The organism is Amycolatopsis arida (assembly GCF_900115565.1).
In the GTDB taxonomy this organism is placed as follows: Bacteria; Actinomycetota; Actinomycetes; order Mycobacteriales; family Pseudonocardiaceae; genus Yuhushiella; species Yuhushiella arida.
In genome coordinates this window covers 147,189-172,727 of the sequence record NZ_FOWW01000011.1, presented here as the reverse complement: position 1 = coordinate 172,727, position 25,539 = coordinate 147,189, and the positions used below count along the sequence as shown (strand labels likewise).

The following is a 25,539-nucleotide window of genomic DNA, read 5'->3' as shown; positions in this document are numbered from 1 at the left end:
CATCACGGTGGAGGCAGGCCAGGGCGGCCTGGACGTCACCGGCGCCGACGCGCTCACCGCGGGCCCGGCGACGTTCCAGGTCTCGACTCCGGACGAGAGGTCGCGCTGGGTGGGCTTGGTGGACCTCTCGCCGGAGGTCGACCTCGCCACGTTCCTCGCGGAGATGGGCAAGGTCTTCGTCGAGGATCCGGAGGTCTCCGTTCCCGCCGGCCAGAAGGTCACCAACATGGCGACGCTGCGCGGCGGTGTCTCGGTGAACAAGACGACACCGCTGGGCTTCTCGGTGCACCTCGCTCAAGGTACCTACCACCTGGTCGACTACTCCACCCTCGGCGAGCCGGACGCGCTCGACCGGGTACGGACGATCGAGGTGGGGCGGGCCGAGGGCGCCCCTACCGGGGCCCCGCGCGTGGACGGCGTGGTCGCCCAGTTCGGCCAGGGTGCCGAGCAGCGCTTCCTGGCGCCGGACACCGTCGCGCCGGACGCGCAACTGCTGGTGAGCAACGCGACCGGGCAGAACAACGAGGCGATCATCGCTCCGGTCAAGCCGGGTGTCACCGACGAGCAGGTGCAGGCATTCTTCGACTCGTTCGGCGGCGGGCAGCCCGCTGAGAGCCCGTTCGCCAGCGAGGAGACCTACGGACTGCTGCCCCTGGGACCTGGCCAGTCCGCGGTGCTGCGGCTGAACCTGCAGCCGGGCCGGTACGTGCTCATGTCCTGGGTCGGCGAGTACGAGACAGGGAAGTCCAACGTTCAGAACGGCATGCACCACGTGTTCACCGTGGCCTGACGAGACGTCAGGGCCACTGTCCGACTCGTCAGCGTGGATCCGAGCTCGGACAGATCAGGTTTCGCCGCCGCGGCCACCCTGCTGTGCGGTGGTGGTGTGCGGATCAGGGTCTCGGGTGCTCGTTGTGGTGCTCGCGGGACCGTTTCCTCTGGGAGGGGATCACGATGACAACCATGTCATATCGCACGATCCAGGAAGTCCTGCGGCTGGGATCGGCGTTCTGGGAAGCGAAGACGCTCCTGACGGCGGTGCAGTTGGACGTGTTCACGTCGTTGGCCGCCCAGCCGGCCACCGAAGCGGAACTGGTCGCTCGCCTGGGGCTGGCCCGGCAGGCCGGAAGCCATTTCGTGAACGGTTTGTGCCATATGGGCCTGCTCGAACGGGACGGCGAGGTACTGCGCAACTCCGCCGTCGCGGAGACCTACCTGGATTCCGCGAAGCCGAGCTTTCGCGGCGGCTGGTTCCAGATGATGAACTGGCAGTTCAACCTGTGGACGCGACTGGAGGACCTGCTGCGCTCCGGGGACCGGCAGACCCCGGAGCAGAGCGAGTTCGACTTCTACTCCGATGTGGAGGCCGTCGAGCGGTTCATGGCCTGGATGGACGCCGCGAACGCGGCGCTCGGCCCCGCACTGGCGCGCGTCCTCGACTGGTCGCGGCACCGCTCGTTCGTCGACCTCGGCGGGGCGCGCGGCAACGTCTCGGCCGAGCTGGTGAAGGCGCACCGCCACCTGCGCGGACACGTCTTCGACCTGCCCGCCGTTCGCCCCGCGTTCGACCGGCACATGGAGCGGCTCGGAATGGCCGACAAGGTGACCTTCCACGCCGGCGACTTCTTCACCGACGAGCTACCGCCCGCCGACGCCTACATCTTCGGCCACGTCCTGCACGACTGGGACTCCGAACGGTGCGGCACGCTCGTGCGGCGGGCGGCGGACGCGCTCCGACCCGGTGGCTCGCTGCTCGTCTACGACGCCATGATCGACGAATCGCGTCCCGAGACGGGGCGCAACTGGTTGCTCAGCCTGAACATGCAGCTCATCACGCCCGGTGGACGGGAGTACCCGGCGAGCGAGTGTGTGGAGTGGATGGAGCGTGCCGGCCTGACCGAGATCAGTGTGCTGCCGCTGGCGGACATGGACTCGGTCGTGACCGGCAGGAAGGCCTAGAGCCCTTCCGATACTCCAAGGTTCGCGCAGACGGCTTTCGGCACAGGGAAGAACGCCCGGTGGGAGCTCGTCGACCGGTTACGTGAACGGCCGGCCGAGCGCGGCGTGCCGTCCCCCACGTGCCTTCCGCGTGGTTGCCGCTCGTACCGGCTGAACGGTTCCCGAGCGGCCGCGTCACCAGCCACGGGGCCGCGGCGACGGATCTTCGGTCCGCGGACGGTGCTGCCCTCCAGCAGGTCAACGAGAACATCGTCCTCGGCGAGCGCGGGGTGTGAGACGGGTCAGTTCACATGGGAGAGGTAAATTCGGGATGAGGTTCAGGCTACTCGGTCCGTTCGACGTCACAGTGGGGCTAGCGTCGATAGCCCCTTCCGCACCCAAACTCAGACAGGTCCTCGCGTTGCTGGTTCTCCAGGCCGACGCCGTCACCCACGTCGACCAGTTGGTGGAGGAGCTCTGGGGCGACGCTCCACCCCGCAGCGCGTTGACCACCCTGCAGACCTACATCCACCAACTGCGCCGGCTCCTCAAGGCGTCCGAGACGTCCGACCTGCCGGGGCAGCAGGACATGTCCGACATGGACCCCGCGTCCCTGCTGGTCACCCGGGCCGGGGGCTACCTGCTCCGGCCGGGGCCCAACGACACGATCGACGTCCGCGAGTTCGAGCAGTTGGTCGCCCGTGGCCGGGAGCAGCTGGCGAACGGCGACACCGAGTCCGCGGCGGGGACACTGCGCCAGGCGCTGTCGCTCAGGCAGGGCATCGCGCTCGGCGGCGTCGTCTCCGGCAGGCACCTCTACGTGCACCTGACACGGTTGGAGGAGATGCACCGCAGCGCGCTGAGCCTGCGCATCGACACCGACATGCAGCTCGGCCGTCACCGCGAGCTGGCCAGCGAGCTGGCCGGCCTGGTCACCCAGGACCCCACGAACGAGGACTTCTCGGTGAAGTTCATGCGCGCGCTGTCCCTGGGCGGACGGCGGGTGGACGCGCTGGCGGAGTACCGGCGGTTGCGGGAGGTCCTGGTCGCGGAGCTCGGAATCGAGCCGTCCGCCGAGGCGCGGGCAATGCAGCAGTCGCTGCTCGCCGCCGACGACGCGTCCCCCGCCGTGACCGGGCAGCGGCCCGCTCACGCACCGACGATCGTGCCGGCCCAGCTACCACCCGACATCGTGCACCTGGTGGGGCGTGCAACGGAGCAGCGGGAGCTGGCAAGGCTGCTGGTGTCGCCGGAGTCGGGATCCGGACGGCACGCGGTGGCCGAGGTCACCGGCCAGCCAGGGGTGGGCAAGACCGCGCTGGCGATCCGGGTGGCACACCAGGTGCGCGACCAATTCCCGGACGGCCAGCTGTGGGCATCGCTGAGGGGCAGCAGCGACAAGCCCGCCGACCCGGGCGAGGTGCTCGCGTCGTTCCTGCGCAGCTGCGGGATCGCGAGCTCGGCGCTTCCGGAGTCGACCGAGGACCGCAGCCAGCTCTTCCGCAGCTACCTCGCCGACCGGCGCATGCTGGTGGTGCTCGACGACGTGGCCGACGCCGCGCAGCTCGCGCCGCTGCTGCCCGCGGCCGACGGCAGCACCGTGCTGGTCACCAGTACCGCGCTGGTCGATCCGGCGCACGCGTCGGCGCGCCTGGACCTCGGACCACTGGCGCACCGCGAGGCCGTGGAGCTGTTGGCACTCGTGGCCGGCGCCGAGCGCGTCCGCCGGGACCCCGCGGCGGCCGATCGGCTGGTGGAGAAGTGCGAGTGGCTGCCCGTCGCGGTGCGGGTGCTGGCCAACCGGGTGGCCGCCCGGCCGCGCTACACCCTCGCCGAGATCGAGGCATGGCTGGCCCGTGACGAGCGCAGCCTGATCGAGCTCTGGCGCACCGAGATGAACCTGATCAACCAGATCCGCACTCGTTACCAGCGGCTGCACGCACTGCAACAGCGGGTGTTCCGGCAGCTGGTGGACATGTCGTCCCGGTCGGTCAGTGTGGTCGAGGTGGCGTTGGCCGCCGGCCTTGACCGCGCTCCCGTCGAGGACGCGCTCGAGGACCTGGTCGCCGAGCACCTGGTCGTGCCGCACACCTCCGGGGAGTGCGGGAGCCTGGAGCTGCGTTACCGGCTGCACGGGCTGCTCCGGTTGACCGTCCCCGTCCTCAACCTCCAACCGGCAACCGACCCGCTACCCGGCAGGGCGGTTCTGCTGAACCGACGGCATCCCGCCACCCGGCTGGATGCGGCTCCGTGCTGCACACAGTCGCCAGGGGGCTGAGGCGCGCCGGCATCGGTGGCACCCTCTGGAACACCCGCGCGGGAGGTCCCCATTCCGCCGGCCGTACGGCCTTGGCCCGAATGGCCGGCCGGCGGTCCTCCTCGGTGTGCGCGTTCCCGCCGCTGTGTCATGCAACTGAGTCACGTAACTGAGTCAGGCAACTGATTTGTGCAACCGATCCCAGACAACTGATTCGGGCCACCGCGCCAGGCGTTCGCGCGCTTCCCGCAAGCGCTGGACTCGGTCTACAGCACCATCCGAGTCCAGCCGGGAAGCCTGAGAACCAGAAAAGCACCGCTCGTGTCTCGTCAATGGAGGGAAACGTGCATCGAACGCTCATCGTGGCGAACCTGAAACCCGGCCACGCCAACCACATCGCGGACCTTTTCGCGGAGTCCGACTCGACCGACCTGCCGAGGATGGTCGGGGTGACCAGGCGGACCCTGTTGCAGTTCCACAACCTGTACTTCCACCTGGTGGAGGCGGACGAGGACATCACGCCGAACCTCTACAAGGTGCGCGACAACGAGCTCTACCAGGAGCTCAGCACACGGCTGGCCGAGCACGTCACCCCGTACGACCCGAACTGGCGGGAGCCCAAGGACGCCATGGCGCAGCCGTTCTACATCTGGACCCCGCAGGACGGCGTACAGCGCCCGAACGGCACGAGCCCGACCGAGCTGGGCAAGTGAGGACACGATGAGTACACAGCACACCGACCGCCCGGTCGCGCCGCTTGCCGGGCCGACCGCCGTCACCAAGGTCCACGTCGACTCGGTGGCGGCCAACCGCCGGCGCGGCGGGGACATCCGCGTCATGCTCAGCCCGAAGACCGTCGGGGCGACCTCCGGATTTGGCGGAATGCTCGAGCTCGCGCCCGACGAGTTCGTCGCCGAGCACTACCACCCGTACTCCGAGGAGTTCCTCTACCTCGTCAGCGGCAGCGTGGAGATGACGATCGACGGTGCCGTCCACCGGCTGGAGCCCGGAGACTCGATCATGGTCCCGATCGGGGCCAGGCACCGCCTGGTCAACGTCGGCGAGGAGAACGCGCGCGGGGTGTTCCACCTGTCGCCGCTGGCACCGGAGCCACGGTTGGGTCACATCGACACCGAGCCGTTGCCCAACCCGGCCGAGTCCGGCCCTTCGGTCGGTGGACCATGACCGGACCGGTAGCGATCACCGGTGTCGACGTGGTCGCCCCCGGCGGCATCGGCAAGGACGCGTTCTGGGACCTGCTGTCGTCGGGTCGCACCGCGACCCGTCCGATCACCGCCTTCGACCCGTCGAGGTTCCGCTCCCGGATGGCCGCGGAGTGCGACTTCGATGCCGAGGCATGCGGGCTCACCCCGCAGGAGATCCGGCGGATGGATCGGGCCGCCCAGTTCGCCGTGGTCAGTGCCAGAGGGGCGGTGGCCGACGCCGGGCTCGACCTGCCCGCCATCCCGCCGGAGCGGATCGGGGTCAGTGTGGGTAGCGCGGTGGGCTGCACGGTCGGACTGGAGGAGGAGTACGTCGTCCTGTCCGACGGGGGCAGGAAGTGGCTGGTCGACTCCGAGTACGCGGTGCCGCACCTCTACGGGTACATGGTGCCCAGCACACTGGCGGTGGAAACCGCATGGCAGGTGGGCGCCGAGGGGCCGGTGTCGCTCACCTCGACGGGGTGCACGTCGGGCCTCGACGCGGTGGGCCACGGGGCCCAGCTCGTCGCCGAGGGGAGCGCCGACGTGGTGCTCGCCGGCGCCACCGACGCGCCCCTGTCGCCGATCACCTCGGCCTGCTTCGACGCGATCCGCGCCACCTCCTCACGCAACGACGACCCCGAGCACGCCTCGCGGCCCTTCGACGCCACCAGAGACGGGTTCGTGTTGGGTGAGGGGGCGGCGATGATGGTGCTGGAGAGCGCGGAGCGCGCCCACCGGCGCGGCGCCAGGGTCTACGGCTACCTCGCCGGATTCGCCGGGCGCAGCAACGCCTTCCACATGACCGGGCTCAAGCCGGACGGCCGCGAGATGGCCGAGGCCATCCGGGCGGCGCTGGACCAGGCCAGGGTCGACCCTGGCGACGTCGACTACGTCAACGCCCACGGATCCGGCACCAAGCAGAACGACCGGCACGAGACCGCGGCGTTCAAGCGCAGCCTCGGGCAACGGGCCTGGGAGATTCCGGTGAGCTCGGTGAAGTCGATGGTCGGGCACTCCCTGGGCGCGATCGGGTCCATCGAGGTCGCGGCGTGCGCGCTCGCGCTGCACCACCAGGTGGTGCCGCCGACGGCGAACCTGCACCACGCCGATCCGGAATGCGATCTCGACTATGTGCCGATCACCGCCCGCGATCACGCGATGGACGTGGTGCTCAGTGTCGGCAGCGGGTTCGGCGGCTTCCAGAGCGCACTGGTGATGACCCGCACGCCCGTGCCGCGTTGATCCCCAGCGCTTCTCAAGCGGGGCCGAATCCGGCTCGGGCACGATCGAGTGACAGTACACGATGGCCAAGGAGAAAGCCGTGACAGCGTTTCCGCGACCGAAAGGTCCGGCCGTCACCGGGATCGGTGTTCTCGCACCGACCGGTCTGTCCACAGCGGAGCATTGGGACTCGGTGCTCGCGGGGAAGAGCGGAATCGGCCGCATCACTCGGTTCGACCCTTCGGGATATCCGGTACAGCTGGCCGGGGAGCTCCCGGGCTTCGAGAAGGGGACCGTGCCCGGCAGGCTGGTGCCGCAGACCGACCGGTGGACCCACATCGGTCTCACCGCGGCCCAGCAGGCTCTCGCCGACGCGGGCGTCGACCCCGCGCGGCGCCCCGAGTACGAGATGGCGGTGGTGACGTCCAGCTCGTCCGGTGGCACCGAGTTCGGCCAACACGAGATGACCAAGCTCTACACCGGCGGGCCCTCCCACGTGGGCGCCTACCAGTCGATCGCCTGGTTCTACGCGGCCACCACGGGACAGATCTCGATCCTGCACGGGATGCGGGGCCCCTGCGGGGTGGTCGCCTGCGAGCAGGCCGGCGGGCTGGAGAGCCTCAGGCAGGCCGGCAGGCTGCTGAGCCAGGGGATCGGACTGGTGGTCGCGGGCGGGACCGACGGCTCGCTGTGTCCCTACGGCCTCACCGCGCAGATCGCGAACGGGATGGTCAGTGAGGCCACCGACCCCACCAAGGCCTACGCGCCCTTCGACGCCGAGGCTTCCGGCTACCTCCCTGGCGAGGGCGGCGCCATATTCGTACTGGAGGACTACGACTCCGCGCTGGCGCGTGGTGCCCCGGTGTACGGGACGGTGGCCGGTTACGGCGCGGGGTTCGACCCGCCGCCCGGCTCACCGCGCCCGCCCGCGCTCCGCCGCGTCATCGAGCTGGCGTTGGCCGACGCCGGGATCCAGGCCGCGGACATCGACGTCGTGTTCGCCGACGCGATGGGGGTGCCCGCGGCCGACCGCGCGGAGGCGCGGGCACTCACGGAGGTGTTCGGTCCACACGGGACACCGGTGACCGCGCCCAAGACGCTCACCGGCCGCCTCTACGGCGGTGGCTCGTCGCTCGACGTGGCCACCGCGCTGCTGGCGCTGCGGGACGACACGGTGCCCGCCACCGCCGCGACCAGTCAGCTCGCGCCAGGCTGCGAGGACCTGGACATCGTGCTGGGTGAGCCGCGGTGCCGGCCACTGCACACCGCGCTGGTGGTCGCGCGCGGCTACGGCGGGTTCACCGCGGCCGTCGTCCTGCGGTCATCCGGACCTGGCTCCGCACCGGTCACCGCGGAGTCCGAGCAGAAAGGGAAGAACGAATGACACAGTTCACGGCGGACGAGCTCAGAGAGATCATGGTCCGCAGTGCCGGCGAGGACGAGTCGATCGACCTCGACGGGCCGTTCCTGGACACCTCGTTCGATGATCTGGGGTACGACTCGCTCGCGGTGCTGGACATCGCGGTCCAGGTGCAACGCGCCCACGGCGTCGCCCTCGACGAGGACGACCTGCCCCAGATGTCCACCCCGCGCGACGTCCTGGACCTCGTCCGCTCGCGGCAGCGCACGGCGGGGGTGTGACGTGGCGGGACACACGGACAACTCGGTGTTCATCGACGCACCGCTCGACTTCGTCTGGAAGCGCACCAACGACATCGAGTCCTGGACCGAGCTCTACAGCGAGTACGCGGCCGCAGAGGTTCTGGAGACCAACGGGAACCGGATCGTGTTCCGGTTGACGTTGCATCCGGACGAGAACGGCGTCTCCTGGAGCTGGGTGTCGGAGCGGATTCTCGACGAGGCCGCCCACGTGACCCGCTCGACGAGGCTCGAGACCGGCCCCTTCAAGTACATGCACCTGTTCTGGGAGTACCTGGAGGAAGACGGCGGCGTGCGGCTGCGCTGGGTGCAGGACTTCGAGATGAAGCCGCAGGCGCCCCTCGACGACGCCGGGATGACGGAGCGGCTCAACCGGAACACGGCCACCCAGATGTCGCTGTTCAAGTCACGGCTGGAGGCGGAGGCGGCCGCGATGCGGCGGTCCGCCTGACCGGATCGACCGCCCCGAGTGTCGCCGCCGGCTGACCGGAAGGAGGAGATGTGGTGCTCGGACTGCTCGTCGCCACGGTGCTGACGACCAGCGGGGTGTCGGCGGGTGTGCTGGTCGGGACCGTGCTCGGCGGGATGCCGCTGCTGCGGACGCTGCCACTGGAGCGCTACGTGCACGCCCACGGCTTCTTCGCCACGCGCTACGACCCCTTCATGCCGATCTGCCTGGTGGTGACCGCGGTGGGAGACGTGGTCCTGGCCGTCGTCGCCCCGGTGCTCGCCGCCGCCGTGCTGTTCGGCGCGGGCGCCGTGGGGGCGGCCGCCGTGTCGGTCATCTCGCTGCTGCGCAACGCCCCCGTCAACCGTCGCATGGCCGCGATGGACCCGGAGAACCTGCCGGCGGACTTCGTCGACCCTCGGGACGACTGGTGCCGCTGGAACACCGTGCGCACCGCGTGCGGCGTGGCGGCGCTGCTGCTCACCGCGGCCGGCGCCGCCGTGCTCGTCGGAACATCCTGATCTACAACACTGGAGGAAGACCGTGCCAGATCTCGTGTTTCCCGCGGTGCGCGGGAAGAAGGTCCTGATCACCGGAGGTGCTCGTGGCATCGGGCGCGGCCTCGTGCTGGCGGCGGCCAGCGCCGGGGCGAACGTCGTCACCTGCTACCGCACGCCGAGCGACGCCGTGGACAGCCTGGCGATGGAGTTGAAGGAGACCGGCGGCGAACACCACGTGCTGCGGGCCGACGTCTCCGATCCCGCTCAGGCGCGGCAGCTCGTCGCCGACGCCGTGGAGCGCCTCGGCGGTCTCGACGCGGTGGTCAACAACGCGGGCACCATCAGCCACGTGCCCTATGCCGAGCTCGAGCTCGCGGAATGGCAGCGGATAGTCGACACCAACCTCACCGCCGTGCACGTCGTCATCCAGGAATCGCTCAAGCACCTCACCGAGGGGGCCTCGATCATCAGCATCGGCTCCCGCTCGTCCGAGGCGGGCATTCCGTTGCGCGCGCACTACACGGCCACGAAGGCGGCCCTGGTCGGCCTGACCAGGTCGCTGGCCAAGGAGTTCGGTCCACGCGGGATTCGCGTCAACGTCGTCGCCCCCGGAGTGATCGCCACCGAGGCGATGGACGCGATGACCGAGGAGCAGCGCACGCTGATGACCGAGCGGTACTCGGCCAAGACGGCGCTGGCCCGCCTCGGCCGGCCGGAGGAGGTCGCCGGAGCCGTGCTGTTCCTGATCAGCGACCTGTCCCGCTACGTCACGGGGGAGACCCTCAACGTCGACGGGGGGATCTCGTGAGTGACGCGCCGTTCCGAGTCATCCTCCGGATGGAGATCAAGCCCGGCATGGAGGCCGACTTCGAGCGCACCTGGCTGGAGATCGGCGACGCCGTCATCAGTCACCCGGCCAACCTCGGGCAGTGGCTGTGCCGCGGCACCGAGGACACCTCGATCTACTACATCGTGAGTGACTGGGTCGACGAGGAGTTGTTCCGGGAGTTCGAGCACAGTGACGGCCACCTGGAGCACCGTAAGAAGCTGCACCCGTTCCGGTCCGGCGGCTCCATGGACACGATGACCGTGGTGGCGCACCTTCCGGGGCAGCACCCGGGCCGGGTCGCGCCGGAACGGATCCGGGTGCTGCTGTTCCACCGGGCCGCCGACCGGGACGCGATCGCCGCGGCGTACCACCAGGTCAGCGAGGACCTGGCGGGCACGCCCGGGCTGGTGTCCAACGAGTTCCTCGGCTCGGTGCACGACTCCACCGAGTTCCTCGTCATGAGCGAGTGGACCGACCAGGCCGCGTTCGACCGCTGGGAGCAGGGCGCGAGCCACAAGGACAGCACCGCGGCGCTCCGCCCGTTCCAGGACAGCCGCCGCGAGCCGTCGTTCGGCGTCTACCGCGTGCAGGCCCGCTACTGACGCGACCCCGCCGGGAATGGGACTACCGGACGACCACGTGGCGGGCGATCGCGGGCCACCGGGCCCGCTGAACCAGGTGCCCGCCGAACACCGGCGCCCGCCGAACACCGAAGGATCGAGCGCGAGGGGATGACTGATGACCGAGGTCGTGACCGCGACCGCCGTTGACTCCGACGAGCAACCGGACTGGACCCGCTGCCAGTCCTGCGGTGAGCTGCTGTACCTGCGCCGCTTCCTGCGGGACATGTCGGTGTGCCCCGGGTGCGGCTGGCACGCACCCCTTGATCCGACCTGCCGGATCAGCCAGCTGCTCGACGAGGGATCCGGCAAGGAGGTGCCGGTCGCGGCCACCGTGCGCGACCCGCTCGGCTTCGCCGACCTGCGCAGCTACGCCGACCGCTTCGCCGAGGCGCGCCGCCGCAGCGGCGCCGAGCGCGGAGTGGTGGCGGTGCGGGGCACCATCGAGGGCCAGCCGCTGGTGCTCGCCGTCATGGACTTCCGCTTCCTCGGCGGCAGCCTCGGCAGCGCCGAGGGTGAGGCGGTCACGGCCGCGGCCGAGGCGGCGCTGGCCGATCGGGTGCCGCTGGTCATCGTCACCGCGTCGGGCGGGGCTCGGATGCAGGAGGGGATGCTGTCGCTGATGCAGATGGCGAAGACCAGCGGCGCCATCCAGCAGCTCGATGACGCCGGGCTGTTGACGGTCACGGTCCTGACCGACCCGACCTATGGCGGCGTCGCGGCGTCGTTCGCGACACTCAGCGACGTCGTGCTGGCCGAGCAGGGCGCTCGGATGGGCTTCGCGGGCCCTCGGGTGATCCAGCAGACCATCCGCCAGGAGCTGCCGCCGGGATTCCAGACCGCCGAGTTCCTGATGGAACGCGGCCTGGTCGACGGTGTCGTGCGGCGCACCGCCCTGCGCGGCGTGCTGGCCCGGCTGATCGCCGTGGCCGGGCACCGATTCGCCAGCCGCCCCGACGTGGCCGACCCCGTCGTGCGCGACGTGCGCGAGCTCTCCCCCGAGTCGCGGGAGCGCGACCCCGCCAACGTGGTGGGCCTCGCGCGGCAGTCCGGGCGGCCGACCGCGCTCGACCACGCGGAGCACTGGCTCGACGGGTTCTTCGAGCTGCACGGCGACCGGGCGGGCAACGACTGCCCCGCGATCGTCGGCGGGATCGGCTGGCTCGACGGGAAGCCGGTCGTGATGGTGGGCCACCAGAAGGGCCACACCACCGCCGACCTGATGCGCCGCAACTTCGGCATGCCCTCGCCCGCGGGCTACCGCAAGTCCGCGCGGCTGCTGCGGTTCGCCGCGAAGCTGGGGCTTCCCGTGGTCTCACTCATCGACACACCCGGTGCGCACCCGGGCCTGCAGGCCGAGGAGACGGGCCAGGCGCACGCGATAGCCGACAACCTGCGGCTGCTCAGCGGCCTGCCGGTGCCGGTGGTCGCGGTGGTCACCGGGGAGGGTGGCAGCGGCGGTGCGCTCGCGCTCGGCATCGCCGACGAGGTGTTGATGTGCGAGAACAGCATCTACTCCGTGATCAGTCCCGAAGGCTGCGCCGCGATCCTGTGGAAGCAACCGTCCGCGACCGCGGACGCGGCGAGGGCGCTGCGGCTGGACGCGGCGTCGCTGTTGGAACTGCGCGTCGTGGACGGCATCGTGCCGGAGCCACCCGGCGGCGCGCACACCGACCCGGTGGCCGCGGCGGACCTGGTGCGCCGCGCGCTCACCGCCGCCCTGAACAGGCTTGCCGGGCTCGACCCAGTGGAACTGCTGCGCGGCAGGCGGGCGCGCTTCCGCGTGTTCGGCCTGTCCACCGAGCCGGCCGAACCGACCGAGCCGCCGACCGATGTCGAGGAGTGCGGACTATGACAACACAGGACAGAGCTCTGCGAGACGCCACCGGCCAGGACTCCGGGCTGTTCGACGGTGTGGCACTGGGTTCCCTCGGCGCCGTCGAGGAGATGTGCCGCAACATCGGCAGGCTGGCCAATCTGGGCGACCGCGCCGTCCGAAGGGTGAGCATGACGGTGGGCCCCGCGAGCGTCGAGGTCGAGTGGCACGCCGATCCGACCGCGCCGGCCGGCGCCGCGGCCTCGACGCCGGGGACCGGTGCCGACGCCGAGGAGCGATCGGGCCAGGCGCCGGTCGAGGGCCACGAGATCCGCTCGCCACTCGTCGGCACCTTCTACGCCGCACCCGAGCCGGGAGCGCGGCCGTTCGTCGAGGTCGGGCAGTTCGTCACGGCTGGCCAGCAGGTCGGCATCGTGGAGGCGATGAAGCTGATGAACCCGGTGACCGCGGACGCCGAGGGACAGGTGCTGCAGATCCTGGTGGACAACGGGGAGGCGGTCGAGTTCGACCAGCCGCTTCTGCTGCTGTCCCCGGCCGAGCCGGAGTAGGCAGCCGTGTTCGACACCGTGCTCGTGGCCAACCGGGGTGAGATCGCGCTCCGGGTCCTCCGGACCTGCCAGGAGATGGGGATCCGCACGGTCGCCGTGTACTCCACCGCCGACGCCGACTCCGCCGTGGTGCGCGCGGCCGACGTCGCCGTCCAGATCGGACCGCCGCAGCCGCGTGGCAGCTACAACTCGGCGTCGGCGATCGTCGAGGCGGCACGACAAACCGGCGCACAGGCCGTCCATCCCGGCTACGGGTTCCTCTCCGAAGACCCCGACTTCGCCGAGATCTGCACCGCCAACGGACTGGTGTTCGTCGGTCCACCGCCGGACGTGATCGCCCGGCTGGGCGACAAGGCGGTGGCCAGGAAGCTGATGTCCGACGCGGGCCTGCCGCTGCTGCCCGGCAGCAGGCGGGTGGTGAACGAGCTCGGTGAGGCGCTGGCCCTCGCCGACGAGATCGGTTTCCCGGTGATCATCAAGGCGGTGGCGGGCGGCGGGGGACGCGGGATGACCGTCGTCCGTGACCGCAGGGAGCTGCCGGGGGCGTACCGGCGCACCCGGAGCACCGCGCAGGCCCTCTTCGGCAACAGCCGCGTCTACATCGAGCGATTCTGCGAGCAGGTGCGCCACGTCGAGGTGCAGGTGCTCGCCGACTCCCACGGCAACGTGCTGCATCTCGGTGAGCGGGACTGCTCGGTGCAGCGGCGCAACCAGAAGCTCGTGGAGGAAACGCCGGCGCCGGGGTTGGACCCGCGACTGCGGGCCGCGGTCGCGGACGCCGCGGTGCGTGGCGCCAGGGCCGTCGGCTACGTCGGCGCGGGCACCTTCGAGTTCCTCGTGGCCGACGGCGAGTTCTACTTCATGGAGATCAACTGCCGAATCCAGGTGGAGCACCCGGTGACCGAGATGGTCACCGGTGTCGACCTGGTCCGGGAGCAGCTGCGCGTCGCCGCCGGGGAGCCGTTGGACCTCACTCAGGACGAGATCCAGCCCCGTGGGGTGGCACTGGAGTGCCGAGTGAACGCCGAGGACCCCCTCCGGGACTTCGCCCCGACGCCGGGGCTCCTGGACGAGTTCCAGCCGCCGGCGGGCCCGTTCGTGCGCGTCGACACGCACGCCTTCCCCGGCTACCGCGTCCAGCCCCACTACGACTCGTTGCTGGCCAAGGTCATCACCTGGGCGCCGGATCGGCCCCAGGCCATCGCCAGGATGCAACGGGCGCTGCGCGAGCTCACCGTGTCGGGTGCCGGGGTGTGCAACACGGCCGACGTGCTCGGCGAGGTTCTCGCCCATCCGGACTTCCGGGCCGGCACCCACACGACCGCGCTGCTCGGCGCCATGCTCGCCGACCCGCCGGCGGCACCCGAGCGGGCGGGTTGACCCTGTCGCATCCCTGACGTCGAGGAGCAGCGCTGGTCGGGGCACGAGGCCGACTGGTTCTTCGGCGGGATGGGAGAGGTGAACCAGTCGGCCTCGTGGCTTGGGGGCGGCGCGGTCCGATCACGCCAGTCAGGTCAGGTCAGGTCAGGTCACGGTGAAGTTGGCCATCATGGCCATGTCCTCGTGCTCCAGGTTGTGGCAGTGGAACACGTAGCGGCCTCGGTAGCCGTCGAACCTGGTGAGCACCTCGCAGGTCTCGCCCGGTATCAGGTCCACGGTGTCCTTCCAGCCGCGGTCGTCCTTGCGCGGGTTCCCACCGTTGCGGGAGAGCACCTGCATGTGCACCAGGTGCAGGTGCACCGGGTGGTGCACGTCGGTGCTGAACCGCCAGATCTCGGTGTCCCCGAGTCCTGGCTCGGCCAGCGACACCTCGGGGTCGAAGACCTGGTCGTTGACCGTCCAGCGCATACCGCTGTCCTGGCTCGCGCCGTGGTGCCCCCCGTGCTGGCCCCCGCCGGGCGGGCGGGTCAGCCGGAACCTGATGTCCCGCACCGCGCTGACCTTGCCAGGGTCCAGCGGTTCGATGGTGGACAACCGCTGCGGTATCTCGGTGTCGTCCGGCTCGTGACGCACCACGTGGAACCGCATCACCTCCGCGGTGCCGCCGTCACCCAGCCGGTTGTGCATGGTGACCCTCGTGCCGACCGGTGCGGCGGAGAAGTCGACGATCACGTCGGCCCGTTCGGCCGGCGCCAGGGTGACGGTGCGCCGCTCCATCGGTTGTTCCAGCAGCCCGCCGTCGGTGCCGATCTGCACCATCGGCATTCCCAGGTCCAGCTCGTAGCGGCGCGCGTTGGACGCGTTCAGCAGCCGCAGCCGGTACCTGGTCGCGGAGACCTGGTGCTCCGGCCACGGGGCCCCGTTGACCAGGATCACGTCGCCGAGCACACCGCCCATGTAGGGCTCGGTGACCCCCGGCACCCGCCGTTCCGGAGAGATCGCCGGGTAGCGGAACTGGCCGTCGGCGTCGAACGCGCGGTCGCAGATCATCAACGGCAGCTCACGGTCGCCTCCGGGCAGCGGCAGCGCGTCCTCCTCGTCGTCGCCGATCAGGAAGAAGCCGGCCATGCCGAAGTAGACGTTCGGCGCCGTGTAGTCCATCGTGTGGTCGTGGTACCAGAGGGTGGCCGCGCGCTGGTCGAGCGGGTAGTGGTAGGTGCGCTGGCCCGTCGTGATGTCGCCGGCCATGAGGTGGTGCGGGACCTGGCCGCTCGGCGGCAGCACCACGTCGGTGGGGTAGCCGTCGCTCTCCGGGGGAGTGCGGCCGCCGTGGAGGTGGATCACCGTCTCCACGTCGAGCTCGTTGCGCAGCAGCAGGTCCAGCGGCTGCCCCCGGCGCGCCCTGATCGTGGGTGCTGGAAACGACCCGCCGTAGCTCAGGATCCTGGTGCGCCGACCGGGCAGGATCTCCCGTTCCACGGTGTGCGCGGTGAGCTCGTACCGCCCTCCGCTCGGCCGGGCCTCCGGCGGAACGGGCAACGGGCTGGCGAACTTCGGGGGTAGCGGCAGTTGGCTGGTCAACAGCGTCCCGGTCTGCCCCTTGGGGCCCGGCATCAGCAGGCCGAGCCCGCCGGTCACGCCCAGCGCGCCGATGGTCCCCGCCCCGGCGAGGAACCTCCGCCTGGACATGCTCATCGCGCACCCGCCACGGACATCTTCCCCCGGTCGGCCTTCCGCGGAGTCGGTTCCGGGTGCGGGAGCCACGCCCAGATCGCGAACCCGATTCCACCGGCGACCAGCGCCACGCCGAGCGGCAGGTGCAGGCCGAGCGCGCGGGAGTACCCGCCGACCATCTGGGTGACCTCGATCGCGAGCATCGCGACGGCCGCGGCCATCGGCCACTTGGCGCGCCTGCCCGGCCGCCACAGGGCGATCGACGCCAGGATCTGCAGGAGCGCGGCGACCATGATGAAGCTGGCCGTCGTGCGGTGAGCCGCGAGCATGGTGAACTCACCGCTGAGGAAACGACCGACGATGACCGGCTGCACGACCAGTAGCGCGGTGTGCAGGGTGACCACGCCTCGGAACACGCCGAGGCTGATTGCTTGGGCCGGGCTGGACACCAATCCCCCTAGTGAAGCGAGACTTCGACACCGGCGACGTTAACGAACGTCGGGTGCGGTGTCGTCAGCCCGGGAAACAGCACCCGTACGCGTTTCGACGTAGCCGGGGGCGCGCGCCGTACGTCCGTTGTCTGACGCCGACCCTGACGGGGCGAGCGGGACCGGCTCCGGAGGTTAGACTCGCCTGGTGCGGCAGACTGCGGGGGGAGGGCACGGGCGCCGGGCGTTCGTGGTGGACGGCGCCATCGGGCTGCTGGTGATGGTGGCGGTCGCCGCGGCGATCAACGGCAGCCTGGAGGCCCATGCCCGCAAGCCGGGACTGGTGGCCTACGCGTTCGCCGTCGGCATCGGCGCGGTGCTGCTGGTGCGCCGGAAGTATCCGGTGGTGACCCTGGTCGGCACGCTGCTGTTGCTGTTCGGCTACTACCTCCTGGGGTACTCCGCCATCGGGGTCGCCGTTCCCGCGGCCGCCGCGCTCTACTCGGCCGCGGAGTACGGGCGGTTGCGGCTGGCGATCGGTGCCGCCGTGTTCCTGGTGATCGGCTCGTCCGCGTACCGCGTGCTGGAAGGTGATGACCCGGCCTACCTGTTCGGCTACGAGCTGGTGTCCAACGTCGCGTTGCTGGCGGCGACGATCGCGCTCGCGGACAGCGTGCGGTCGCGGCGGAAGTGGCGCGCGGAGTTGGAGTTGCGCATGGCCGAGGCGGAACGGGAGCGCGAGCGGGAGCAGGCCCGAAGGCTGGAGCAGGAGCGGCTGCGGGTGGCCCGCGACCTGCACGACGTGCTGACCCACACCATCTCGGTGATCTCGTTGCACACCGACGTCGCGCGGGAGGTGTTGCGCACGGACCCGGACACCGCGGAGGACTCGCTGCGCGCGGTGCGCGCCGCGAGCAGCGACGCGGTGCGCGGATTGCAGTCCACCTTGGACCTGCTCCGGATGCGGGGCGGCGACGGCTCCGAGCCGGCCGATCGGCACCCGGTGGGTGGGCTCGACCGGCTGGACGCGATCGTCCGCTCGGCCACCGACGCCGGCCTCGACGTCAGCGTGCGCACCGAGGGGCAGCCGAGGCCGCTGCCCGTCGCCGTGGACACCGCCGCGTACTGGATCGTGCAGGAGTCGCTGACCAATGTGCTACGGCACGCCGGCGCGCGGCACGTCAGTGTCGAGTTGCGGTACGGACCCGACGAGCTGGCCGTGCGGATCGCCGACGACGGGCGGGGCGAGCGCGGCGGCCGAGCGCGGGACGGCTGGGGCATCGTCGGCATGCGAGAGCGGGCCGGCCTGGTCGGCGGTCAGCTGCGGGCAGGCGGCAACGGCGCCGGGGGATTCGTCGTGCAGGCACTGCTGCCGTTGGGGGAACGGCGGTGATCCGCGTGGTGCTGGTGGACGACCAGCCCCTGGTGCGTGCCGGGCTGCGCACCCTGCTCGAGCTCGCGCCGGACATCACCGTGGTCGCCGAGGCCGAGGACGGCGCGACCGGGTTCGACGCCGTGGCCCGGTACCGGCCCGACGTGGTGCTGATGGACGTCCGGATGCCGGGGACCGACGGACTGGTGGCCACCCGCCGGATCATGGCGGATCCTGGGCTGCGCGGGGCGCAGGTGGTGGTGCTGACCACCTTCGACAACGACGACTACCTTTTCGAGGCGATCCGGCTCGGGGCGGCCGGGTTCCTGCTGAAGGACACCTCGCCGGACGAGCTGCGCCGAGCGGTGCGTTTGGTGCACGGCGGTGACGCACTGCTCTCGCCCGCGGTCACTCGACGGGTGCTGGCCAGCGCGGCCACCGCGAACCCGACGCTGGCGCGGCATCGCCTCGACAAGCTGACCGAGCGAGAACGCGACGTGCTCCGTGCGGTCGGCACCGGTCGTTCCAACGACGAGATCGCGGCGGAGCTGTTCATCAGCTCGGCGACCGCGCGCACCCACGTCAGCCGGCTGCTCGCCAAGTTGGGTGCGCGGGACCGCGCGCAACTGGTGGTGCTGGCCTACGAGACCGGGCTCGTCGCACCCGGCCAGCAGCCGGCGGAGTGACCCTTCGGCACGCGAGCACGTCGAGACGGCGTGGCGTGGTGGGCGCCGGTGGCCGCTCGGGATCCGTTACGGGCGCAGGGCCACCGCGGCGTCGAGGTCGCCGTCCCCGGCGTCCACGATCGTGCCGAAGTGCTCGGCGGCGGCGGCGACGGCCGGGATGAGCATGCCGTGCTCAGCGGCGACCTCCACCGCCTGCCGCAGATCCTCGTGCAACATCGCGGAGGAGGCCGCCGGCTGGGTGAACCGGTTCTCGCGTAGCAACCCGATCCGGTAGGTCATGGCAGCCGAGGCGAAGTTGCTCGACGCGATGGCGCCGAGCAGCTGTTCGCGGTTCAGCCCGGCCCGCTCGCCGAAGCCCACCGCTTCGGCGAGCGACGCGAGCTGGGCACCGAGCAGCGCGTTGAACACCAGCTTCAGCGTCAGCGCCCCGCCGAGACCGCCGGCGGGGATCACGATGTCACCCCAGTGGCGCAGCAGGACCCGGCTCGCGGCGACGTGCTCGTCCTGGCCCGCCACGAGCATGCGCAGCTCGCCGGTCCTGGCCTGGTCCGGCCTGCCCAGCGGGCAGATCTCGACCCGCCGGAGACCGAGCTCGGCGAGTTCGGCGCCGAGCCGGCGGGAACCGGCGGGCGAGACCGGGGAGGTGTCCACGACGAGCGAGCCGGAGCGCAGCGCGGCGGCGGCGCCGTCGGGGCCGAACAGCGCGGACCGGACGGCGTCCTCGTCGTCGAGGCTGATCACGACGGCGTCGGCTGCCCCGACCGCGTCGGCGGGAGTGTCGGCGCGCACCGCGCCGTCGGCGACCAGTGGCTCGGCCCGCGGGGCCGCGGGATCGTGGACGACGATCCGGTGCCCGGTGTCGATCAGCCGGCCGGCGAGGCCAGCGCCCATCTCCCCGAGACCGAGGCAGGTGATGGAGGAGTACGTCATGACCGAGTGCCTTTCCTGGGAGTGCGTAGCAGGGTCTACGCCGCTGGACGGCGTCGGGCGAGCAGGCGTCGGACGCCGATGACGGCGCCGGCGAGGATGATCACCGCGTAGAGCGCGTCCGGCATCGCGCCGACCGGTGCGCCGATGCCGAACACCACGACGACGGCGCCCAGCGGCCACCACCAGCGGCGGCCGGCGGCCGCGCGGCGATCGATCAGCAGCAGGAGCAGCCCGGCCAGGACGATCGCGGCGGCGGCGAAGGGGGCGACGGCGGCCGGGACTTCCGGAACCCGTGCGTCGGGCGAGCCGGTGACGAACTCGGGAACGGTGGTGAACCAGAACTGCATGGTCCAGAACCAGGCGAACCCGAGCACCCCCAGCACGCCGGCGAGCACCGCGAGCGGGGACCTCCCCGAGGTCAGCGTCCGCCGCTCCACCAGGTCGACCATGTTGTACTGGCTGTACAGCACCGGGCGGTGGCCCAGTACGAGGGAGGGCAGGGCGGCCATCTCCAGCCCGCCGTAGCCGATGAGCCCGGACAGGGTGACCGAGAAGTCGGTGTAGAGCCGCAGGCCGATCGTGGGTGCCTCCGGCAACAGCCCCATCGGGTACGCGGCCATCGGCAGCAGCAGGATCGCGCTGCCGACGAAACCGGTCAGGCCGCCGCTCTCGCGGCCGGCCAACCACGGGCGCATCAGGGCGAGCGCGGCGACGACGACCGCGGCGACCACGACGAACCAGACGAGACCGACGACCACCTCGGTGGTGCTCAGGCCGCGCAGGATGATGAAGACCGGCAGGAAGCCGACGAGACCCGTGATGACGCGGAACACCCTGCCGACCGGGCCGGCGTGGCGGCCGATGACCGGGTCGCCGCGGTCCGCCGCACGCTCCGGATTCCCGATGGGATTCGCCTGAACCATCCATCCTCCACAGCCACCGTTGGGAGCGCCCGAGGCGCGTCGGGCACCTGAACGCCCGTCAGTCTCGGCGGCGGCGCTGGAGTATCGCGCGACGACCGGTAGAGCCCGGCGGCCGGGTGAGTTGTCCGGCGCCTCGCGGGGCCGGCTCAAGCGATCGCCTAGTGCCCGTCCAACGACCGGTTCCACCCTGGTGGGGACATCGACGGATTCCCGAGGAGCGGACATGCCGATCGCCGCGATCAGGTACGACATCAAGGCCGGGTGTGAGGAGGAGATCGCCGAGATCGTCAGCGGGTTCACCCGTCCTCGATCCTCCGTTGTGGTCGCCGACGACGGCGCCGAGGCCGCTCGCATCGTGTCGACCGCCGTGTTCATCAAGGACGACACCATGGTGCGGTTCATCGAGTACGAGGGCGACATCACCGCGGTCGCCCGGTTCATGGCGACGCAGCCGGGGGTTCAGGACTTCGAACGGCGGATCGTCCCCTACCTCGCCAGCCCGCGCGACACCGGCACGGTCGACGGGTTCGTCCGAACCTTCCAGGACAGCGTCATGCGCTGCCTCGCCCAGTTCGGTCGGAGGTGAGTGGTGCTGAGCACCGTCTTCGGCATCGTCGCGGTGATGGCCAGTGGGATCGTGGCGGGTGTGCTGTTCGCCGTCGCGATCAGCACGGTGCCCGCGTTGCTGGCGATGCCGCCCGGGCAGTACATCTACGCGCACAAGCTGCTCGGCCGGAACTGGGATCCGACGATGCCGGTGATCGTGCTGACCGCGACCGCCCTCGACGTCGTGCTGGCGATCCTCGCGCCGAACGGGCTCGGCGCGCTGCTGTTCGGTGTCGGTGCCGCCCTGCTGGTCATGGTCGCGGTGGTGTCCCACTGGTGCAACGTGCCGATCAACCGCCAACTCCGGACGCTGGACCCGGATCGAATGCCCGCCGAATGGCAGGACCCGCGCCCGCTGTGGCGGCGCTGGCACCTGCTGCGTAGCACGCTGGCCGCGCTCGCGCTCGCGCTCAACGCCTCGGCGGTCGCGCTCAGCTGAAACAGCCCACGAGGCGCCAGGGAAAGGAAGCACCAGGACCATGACCGAGACCGCGGCGGCACGCGACGAGAACCCCGTGATCGACTTCGACCCGTTCGACAGGGCCTACCGGGCCGATCCCTATCCGTACTTCCGGCGGCTGAGGGAGCTGGCCCCGATCTACCGCAGCCCGCGCGGGCACTGGCTGATCAGCAGGCACCGTGACGTCGCCGCGGTGTTCCGCGACTCCCGCTTCGGGCACGGATCCGACGAGGTGCTGGGCCAGAACAACTTCCGTCGCCCGGTGCGGGGGAGGGCGAAGCCGTTCATCCTGCTCGACCCGCCCGAGCACACCCGGCTGCGGTCGCTGGTGAACAAGGCGTTCACCCCGCGGATCGTGGAGCGGCTGACACCGCGGATCCAGCGGATCGTGGACGACCTGCTGGATCAGGTCATGCAGCACGACGAGGTCGACCTGATCGACGGGTTCGCCTACGCGCTGCCGGTGATGGTGATCAGCGAGCTGCTCGGGGTGCCGGCCGAGGACATGAACGCGGTCAAGGAGCTCTCCCACGTGGTGGCGCGCGGCGTCGACCCGGACTTCGAGCACTCGCCGGAGGAGATGAAACGGCGCGGGCAGGCTTTCGCGCAGTTCGACGAGTATTTCCGCGGCCTGCTCCGGCAGCGCCGGGAACACCCGCGCGACGACCTGCTGAGCGGGCTCGTCGCGGTGCGGGAGCGCGGCTCCACCCTCACCGAGGCCGAGATGCTCACCACCTGCATCCTGCTCTACGTCGCCGGCCACGAGACCACGATGGACTTGATCGGCAACGGTGTGTTGGCACTCCTGCGCAACCCCGAGCAGCTGCGCCGGCTGCACGACGATCCGGCGCTCGTCGCGTCCGCCGTGGAGGAGTTCCTCCGCTACGACCCACCGACCCAGCTGACCCGCCGCACCGCACTGACGGATCTGGAGCTCGACGGCCACGCGATCGCCCGCGGGGAGCAAGTGGTGTTGATGCGCGGTGCCGCCAACCGCGATCCGGAGGTCTTCGATCGGCCCGACGAACTCGACATCTCCCGTCGGGACAACCGCCACCTCGCCTTCGACGGCGGTATCCACTTCTGCCTGGGGGCACCCCTGGCCAGGCTGGAGGGCCAGATCGCCTTCGGCGCGCTGGTCCGCAGGGCACCGAACATGCGGTTGGCCACCACCGAGCTGCGCTACCGTGACAACCTGGTCATCCGTGGCCTGGTCGAACTCCCGATCCGGCCGCGCGGTTGAGTGGTACGTCCCTCCCACACCTCTCACGTCGGTGTTCTCGCGCCGAAGGGGGTCGGGTGCCTGGCCCGCGGCACCCGACCCCGCGGCGGGACCGGTCAGCAGTTGCCGGGCGCCACGCCCACCTTCACGTACGCCCGCGCCACGTACTTGCCGCTCGCCAGGCGGTACCAGAGGTTCGACGTGCCCTGCGTGCCGCTGACCGAGTCCCCGGTCACCTGGCACTCGATGCGTACCTGCGCGTGCCTGGCGGCCAGGCCCACCTGCGCCGCCGATGCGCGCGGCCCCGACCGCACGTTCAGCGGGTCGGTGGCGGTCGCGATCGTGCCCCACGGCCCCGAGCCGGTCCACTCGTAGGTCACGTTCACCCACGCGTTGTCGGACAGCTTGAGCCCGTCCCAGAACGTCCCGTCCGCCAGGTCGATCCCGGCCGGGTTCGCCACCCGACGGCCGAACTGGTCCTTCCCGCCGTTGTACCCGTCCTGGTACGCCGCCTGCGCCTGTGGCTTGCCCCTCGGCAGGTCCTTCCACATCTCGCGGTTGGCGTTCCAGTAGTCGTCCTTGGTGTTCCACGGCCCGACGTCCCACACCGGCGCCCACTCGCACCGCGAGTTCGTCGACGTGCACACCTGCACCGTGTAGTTGCCGCTGTTCCGGTTGGCCAACCCGCGTCGCGACGGCAACGCCACGAAATGGTCCCGTGGCTTGATCACGTGCCCGTTCGCGGTGGTACCACCCACCAGGCCCTCCCTGGTGGCGAAGACCCGGTACGTCTGCGCGGCCAGGATCCGCGGTGTCGCCGCGGCGCCCGGCGCGTTCCACGCCGTCACGTCGACCCGCCGCACCTCCGCCGCCCGCTCGCCGGCGACCACCAGCCGCGCCTGCACGGTCGCGCTGCTCTCCGCCAGCACCGCGGGCGCGCCCGGCACGGCCTCGGTCCACTCGGTCCACATCCCGTCGGCGCGCAGCCCGCGCACGTCCAGCGCCGCCTCGGTCCCCTCGGGCACCGTCGCGTCCACGTCCACCGCGACGGTGTTCACCGGCGCTTCCAGCCGCTTCGGGGTGAACTCGCGGATCGTGGTCGTGTCCCGTCGCCCGGCGCTGGCCGCCGTGCCGTGCGCGGCGATGCCGGCCTCCGTCCCCGGCGTGATCGACCAGGTCAGGGTTCCGCTCGCGGGCACCGCGGGGTCGGCGGCCGCGGGCGGGGCGAGCACGCCCAGCGCGATCGCCGCACCCACCCCCAGCGCCGCCCAGCCGCGGCGAGATCTTCCTCCGGTTCCACCAGCCGTCATGGTCGAACTCCTCCCACCCGGGCATCGCGGAGCGACGTCCCACCGCCGCTGCAGGGCCGCGTGCCCGTCGGCAGCAGAGCCAAATCCGCAATTCGTGGAAAGTCAACCAATTGGGTGGAAAATTAGGAAAAATATGGACAAGAGTGTGGCGATCGGATTACCGAGTGAGCGGAGATTACGCCGTTCGGCGGTGTCCTGAACGTCACCACTCGAACATCGCGCGCACGGCCACCCGATCGGGTTTACCTGGTCCCCGCGTCGGCAGTTCGCGCACGAACTCCAATCGCTTGGGCACCCCGGCCGCGCCCACCGCCGTCCGGACGGCCGCCCGCAGCTCGTCCCGCACCCGATCACCCATCGGCCCGGCCGTGCTCGCCGCCGACTCCGGCTCGTCCGTCCCGGCCGTGGTCCTCGCCGAGCTGTCGTCCGCGCGCGACTCGCCCGGCATCGTCCCCTCACCGGCTCCGCCGCCGAGGACCACGGCCGCGGCCACCGCCTCGCCCCACTCCGGGTCGGGCACTCCCACCACGCACGCCGCCAGCACCGCGGGATGTCCGGTCAACGCCCGCTCGACCTCGGCCGCCGGCACCTTCACCCCCCCGGTGTTGATCACGTCGTCGACCCGGCCGAGCACCTCCAGCCGGCCGACGGCGTCGAGGCGGCCGAGGTCGTTGGTGCGCAGCCAGCCGTCCCGGAACGTGGCCGCGGACTCGTCGGGTCGCAGCCGGTAGCCGTGCGCGAGCACCGACCCGGCGATCTCGATCCGCCCGGCGACGCCCCCGGTACCCGCTCCGGTGCCGATCCGCACCCGCACGCCGTCCAGCGGGACGCCGTCGTACACGCACCCGCTGGCCGTCTCGCTCATCCCGTACGCCGAGCGCACCCGCAGCCCGGCCCGCTCCGCCCGCGCCCGCAGCCCCGGGTCCAACCGCGCACCACCGATCACGATCGCGGCGAACCCGGCGGCCGCCCGTGTCGCCGCGGGGTCGACGAGGATGCGGGTGAGCTGGGTCGGCACGAGTGCGGTGTAGTGCGGCCCCGGCCGGGTGAGCAGCTCCCCGGCCGCCGCGGCGAACGCGGTGGGGGAGAAACCGCTGGCGAGGTCGAGCACCACCGGCTCGGTGCCGGCCAGGTGCGCGCGGACCAGCACCTGCAGGCCGCCGATGTAGTGCACGGGTGTCGCCAGGAGCCACCGGCCCGGCCCGCCGAGCCGGCGGTGCGTCGCCTCGGCCGACGCGACCAGGGCGGACGCGGCGAGCAGCACCCCCTTGGGGGTCCCGGTCGATCCCGAGGTCGGCACGACCACCGCGGTGTTCGGCTCCACCGGTCGCTCCGGTGCCATCGCCGCGCGCAGCTCGTCCCCCCGGGGGTGCCGCGCGTCGACCGGGAGCACCGCGGGCCCGCCGTCCAGCGCGTCGAGCAGCGCCCGGCGCACCCGCTCCACCGCGGCCGGGCTCCCGTCACTCGGGACAGTGATCACGGCGCT

General features: G+C 71.3%; 26 protein-coding genes. 20 read left to right on the top strand and 6 right to left on the bottom strand.

Going from position 1 to position 25,539, the window contains the following annotated elements:
* Positions 1-7 precede the first annotated feature (7 nt).
* The 15 genes from BM051_RS25405 to BM051_RS25335 all read left to right on the top strand — a co-directional run bounded on the left by BM051_RS25405 (position 8) and on the right by BM051_RS25335 (position 14,442).
* Positions 8-790 carry a hypothetical protein gene (locus BM051_RS25405; RefSeq protein WP_134046358.1) on the top strand — a complete coding sequence of 261 codons (783 nt, stop codon included), beginning with the start codon at positions 8-10 and terminating at the stop codon, positions 788-790.
* Between the two features lie 173 nt (positions 791-963).
* Positions 964-1,959: an acetylserotonin O-methyltransferase gene (locus BM051_RS25400; RefSeq protein WP_243859807.1), complete on the top strand. Its 996-nt coding sequence runs from the start codon at positions 964-966 to the stop codon at positions 1,957-1,959.
* A gap of 310 nt (positions 1,960-2,269) precedes the next feature.
* Positions 2,270-4,216 carry an AfsR/SARP family transcriptional regulator gene (locus BM051_RS25395; RefSeq protein WP_092535601.1) on the top strand — a complete coding sequence of 649 codons (1,947 nt, stop codon included), beginning with the start codon at positions 2,270-2,272 and terminating at the stop codon, positions 4,214-4,216.
* A gap of 323 nt (positions 4,217-4,539) precedes the next feature.
* Positions 4,540-4,908, top strand: a complete 369-nt coding sequence (locus BM051_RS25390; RefSeq protein WP_092535598.1) for a TcmI family type II polyketide cyclase — start codon at positions 4,540-4,542, stop codon at positions 4,906-4,908.
* Positions 4,909-4,915: 7 nt separating this feature from the next.
* Positions 4,916-5,380, top strand: a complete 465-nt coding sequence (locus BM051_RS25385) for a cupin domain-containing protein (protein ID WP_092535595.1) — start codon at positions 4,916-4,918, stop codon at positions 5,378-5,380.
* Positions 5,377-6,642 carry a beta-ketoacyl-[acyl-carrier-protein] synthase family protein gene (locus tag BM051_RS25380; protein ID WP_092535592.1) on the top strand — a complete coding sequence of 422 codons (1,266 nt, stop codon included), beginning with the start codon at positions 5,377-5,379 and terminating at the stop codon, positions 6,640-6,642. Before BM051_RS25385 ends, BM051_RS25380 begins: the two co-directional genes overlap by 4 nt.
* A gap of 61 nt (positions 6,643-6,703) precedes the next feature.
* Complete coding sequence (locus BM051_RS25375; RefSeq protein WP_092535589.1) at positions 6,704-8,005, top strand: ketosynthase chain-length factor; 1,302 nt, start codon at positions 6,704-6,706, stop codon at positions 8,003-8,005.
* On the top strand, positions 8,002-8,262 hold the full coding sequence (locus tag BM051_RS25370; RefSeq protein ID WP_092535586.1) for an acyl carrier protein: 261 nt from the start codon (positions 8,002-8,004) through the stop codon (positions 8,260-8,262). The genes BM051_RS25375 and BM051_RS25370 overlap by 4 nt, the downstream gene beginning before the upstream one ends.
* A gap of 1 nt (position 8,263) precedes the next feature.
* On the top strand, positions 8,264-8,731 hold the full coding sequence (locus BM051_RS25365; protein ID WP_092535583.1) for an SRPBCC family protein: 468 nt from the start codon (positions 8,264-8,266) through the stop codon (positions 8,729-8,731).
* Between the two features lie 53 nt (positions 8,732-8,784).
* Complete coding sequence (locus tag BM051_RS25360) at positions 8,785-9,249, top strand: anthrone oxygenase family protein (protein WP_092535743.1); 465 nt, start codon at positions 8,785-8,787, stop codon at positions 9,247-9,249.
* Positions 9,250-9,271: 22 nt separating this feature from the next.
* Positions 9,272-10,036, top strand: coding sequence for an SDR family NAD(P)-dependent oxidoreductase (locus BM051_RS25355; protein ID WP_424923311.1), 765 nt, complete (start codon positions 9,272-9,274; stop codon positions 10,034-10,036).
* Positions 10,033-10,659, top strand: a complete 627-nt coding sequence (locus tag BM051_RS30090; protein ID WP_243859809.1) for an antibiotic biosynthesis monooxygenase family protein — start codon at positions 10,033-10,035, stop codon at positions 10,657-10,659. Before BM051_RS25355 ends, BM051_RS30090 begins: the two co-directional genes overlap by 4 nt.
* Positions 10,660-10,795: 136 nt before the next feature.
* Positions 10,796-12,532, top strand: coding sequence for an acetyl-CoA carboxylase, carboxyltransferase subunit beta (gene accD / locus BM051_RS25345; RefSeq protein ID WP_092535577.1), 1,737 nt, complete (start codon positions 10,796-10,798; stop codon positions 12,530-12,532).
* Positions 12,529-13,062 (top strand): acetyl-CoA carboxylase biotin carboxyl carrier protein, encoded by a 534-nt coding sequence (gene accB, locus BM051_RS25340; RefSeq protein ID WP_208326022.1) that lies wholly within the window; start codon positions 12,529-12,531, stop codon positions 13,060-13,062. The genes accD and accB overlap by 4 nt, the downstream gene beginning before the upstream one ends.
* 6 nt (positions 13,063-13,068) lie before the next feature.
* Positions 13,069-14,442, top strand: a complete 1,374-nt coding sequence (locus BM051_RS25335; protein WP_092535573.1) for an acetyl-CoA carboxylase biotin carboxylase subunit — start codon at positions 13,069-13,071, stop codon at positions 14,440-14,442.
* 144 nt (positions 14,443-14,586) lie between these two features.
* Here BM051_RS25335 and BM051_RS25330 read toward each other — a convergent pair whose 3' ends face one another.
* Entirely contained in the window at positions 14,587-16,131 is a 1,545-nt protein-coding gene (locus tag BM051_RS25330) for a multicopper oxidase family protein (RefSeq protein WP_092535570.1), read from the bottom strand.
* Positions 16,132-16,133: 2 nt separating this feature from the next.
* A complete protein-coding gene (locus BM051_RS25325) occupies positions 16,134-16,532 on the bottom strand; it encodes a hypothetical protein (protein ID WP_092535567.1) in 399 nt (132 codons plus the stop codon).
* A 220-nt stretch (positions 16,533-16,752) separates the two neighbouring features.
* Here BM051_RS25325 and BM051_RS25320 point away from each other — a divergent pair, with 220 nt between their 5' ends.
* Both BM051_RS25320 and BM051_RS25315 read left to right on the top strand, forming a co-directional pair.
* Positions 16,753-17,937 carry a sensor histidine kinase gene (locus BM051_RS25320; RefSeq protein ID WP_134046360.1) on the top strand — a complete coding sequence of 395 codons (1,185 nt, stop codon included), beginning with the start codon at positions 16,753-16,755 and terminating at the stop codon, positions 17,935-17,937.
* On the top strand, positions 17,934-18,602 hold the full coding sequence (locus BM051_RS25315) for a response regulator (protein WP_092535561.1): 669 nt from the start codon (positions 17,934-17,936) through the stop codon (positions 18,600-18,602). Before BM051_RS25320 ends, BM051_RS25315 begins: the two co-directional genes overlap by 4 nt.
* 66 nt (positions 18,603-18,668) lie before the next feature.
* Here BM051_RS25315 and BM051_RS29250 read toward each other — a convergent pair whose 3' ends face one another.
* Both BM051_RS29250 and BM051_RS29245 read right to left on the bottom strand, forming a co-directional pair.
* Positions 18,669-19,532: an NAD(P)-dependent oxidoreductase gene (locus BM051_RS29250; RefSeq protein ID WP_166677844.1), complete on the bottom strand. Its 864-nt coding sequence runs from the start codon at positions 19,530-19,532 to the stop codon at positions 18,669-18,671.
* A gap of 35 nt (positions 19,533-19,567) precedes the next feature.
* Positions 19,568-20,455: a DUF6410 domain-containing protein gene (locus BM051_RS29245; protein ID WP_166677845.1), complete on the bottom strand. Its 888-nt coding sequence runs from the start codon at positions 20,453-20,455 to the stop codon at positions 19,568-19,570.
* A 223-nt stretch (positions 20,456-20,678) separates the two neighbouring features.
* Between BM051_RS29245 and BM051_RS25300 the strand changes: the two genes are divergently transcribed.
* From BM051_RS25300 to BM051_RS25290, 3 genes are read left to right on the top strand one after another with little or no spacing between them, the layout of a single operon-like run.
* Complete coding sequence (locus BM051_RS25300) at positions 20,679-21,041, top strand: SchA/CurD-like domain-containing protein (protein WP_092535555.1); 363 nt, start codon at positions 20,679-20,681, stop codon at positions 21,039-21,041.
* Between the two features lie 3 nt (positions 21,042-21,044).
* Positions 21,045-21,500, top strand: coding sequence for an anthrone oxygenase family protein (locus BM051_RS25295; RefSeq protein ID WP_243859811.1), 456 nt, complete (start codon positions 21,045-21,047; stop codon positions 21,498-21,500).
* A 40-nt stretch (positions 21,501-21,540) separates the two neighbouring features.
* The gene (locus BM051_RS25290) at positions 21,541-22,764 is read left to right on the top strand and encodes a cytochrome P450 (RefSeq protein ID WP_092535552.1); all 1,224 of its coding nucleotides are present in this window, start codon (positions 21,541-21,543) and stop codon (positions 22,762-22,764) included.
* A gap of 95 nt (positions 22,765-22,859) precedes the next feature.
* Here the strand turns inward: BM051_RS25290 and BM051_RS25285 are convergent, their stop codons facing one another.
* Both BM051_RS25285 and BM051_RS25280 read right to left on the bottom strand, forming a co-directional pair.
* On the bottom strand, positions 22,860-24,053 hold the full coding sequence (locus tag BM051_RS25285; RefSeq protein WP_092535549.1) for a hypothetical protein: 1,194 nt from the start codon (positions 24,051-24,053) through the stop codon (positions 22,860-22,862).
* A 202-nt stretch (positions 24,054-24,255) separates the two neighbouring features.
* Positions 24,256-25,533: an AMP-binding protein gene (locus tag BM051_RS25280; RefSeq protein WP_092535546.1), complete on the bottom strand. Its 1,278-nt coding sequence runs from the start codon at positions 25,531-25,533 to the stop codon at positions 24,256-24,258.
* Between the last annotated feature and the right edge of the window lie 6 nt (positions 25,534-25,539).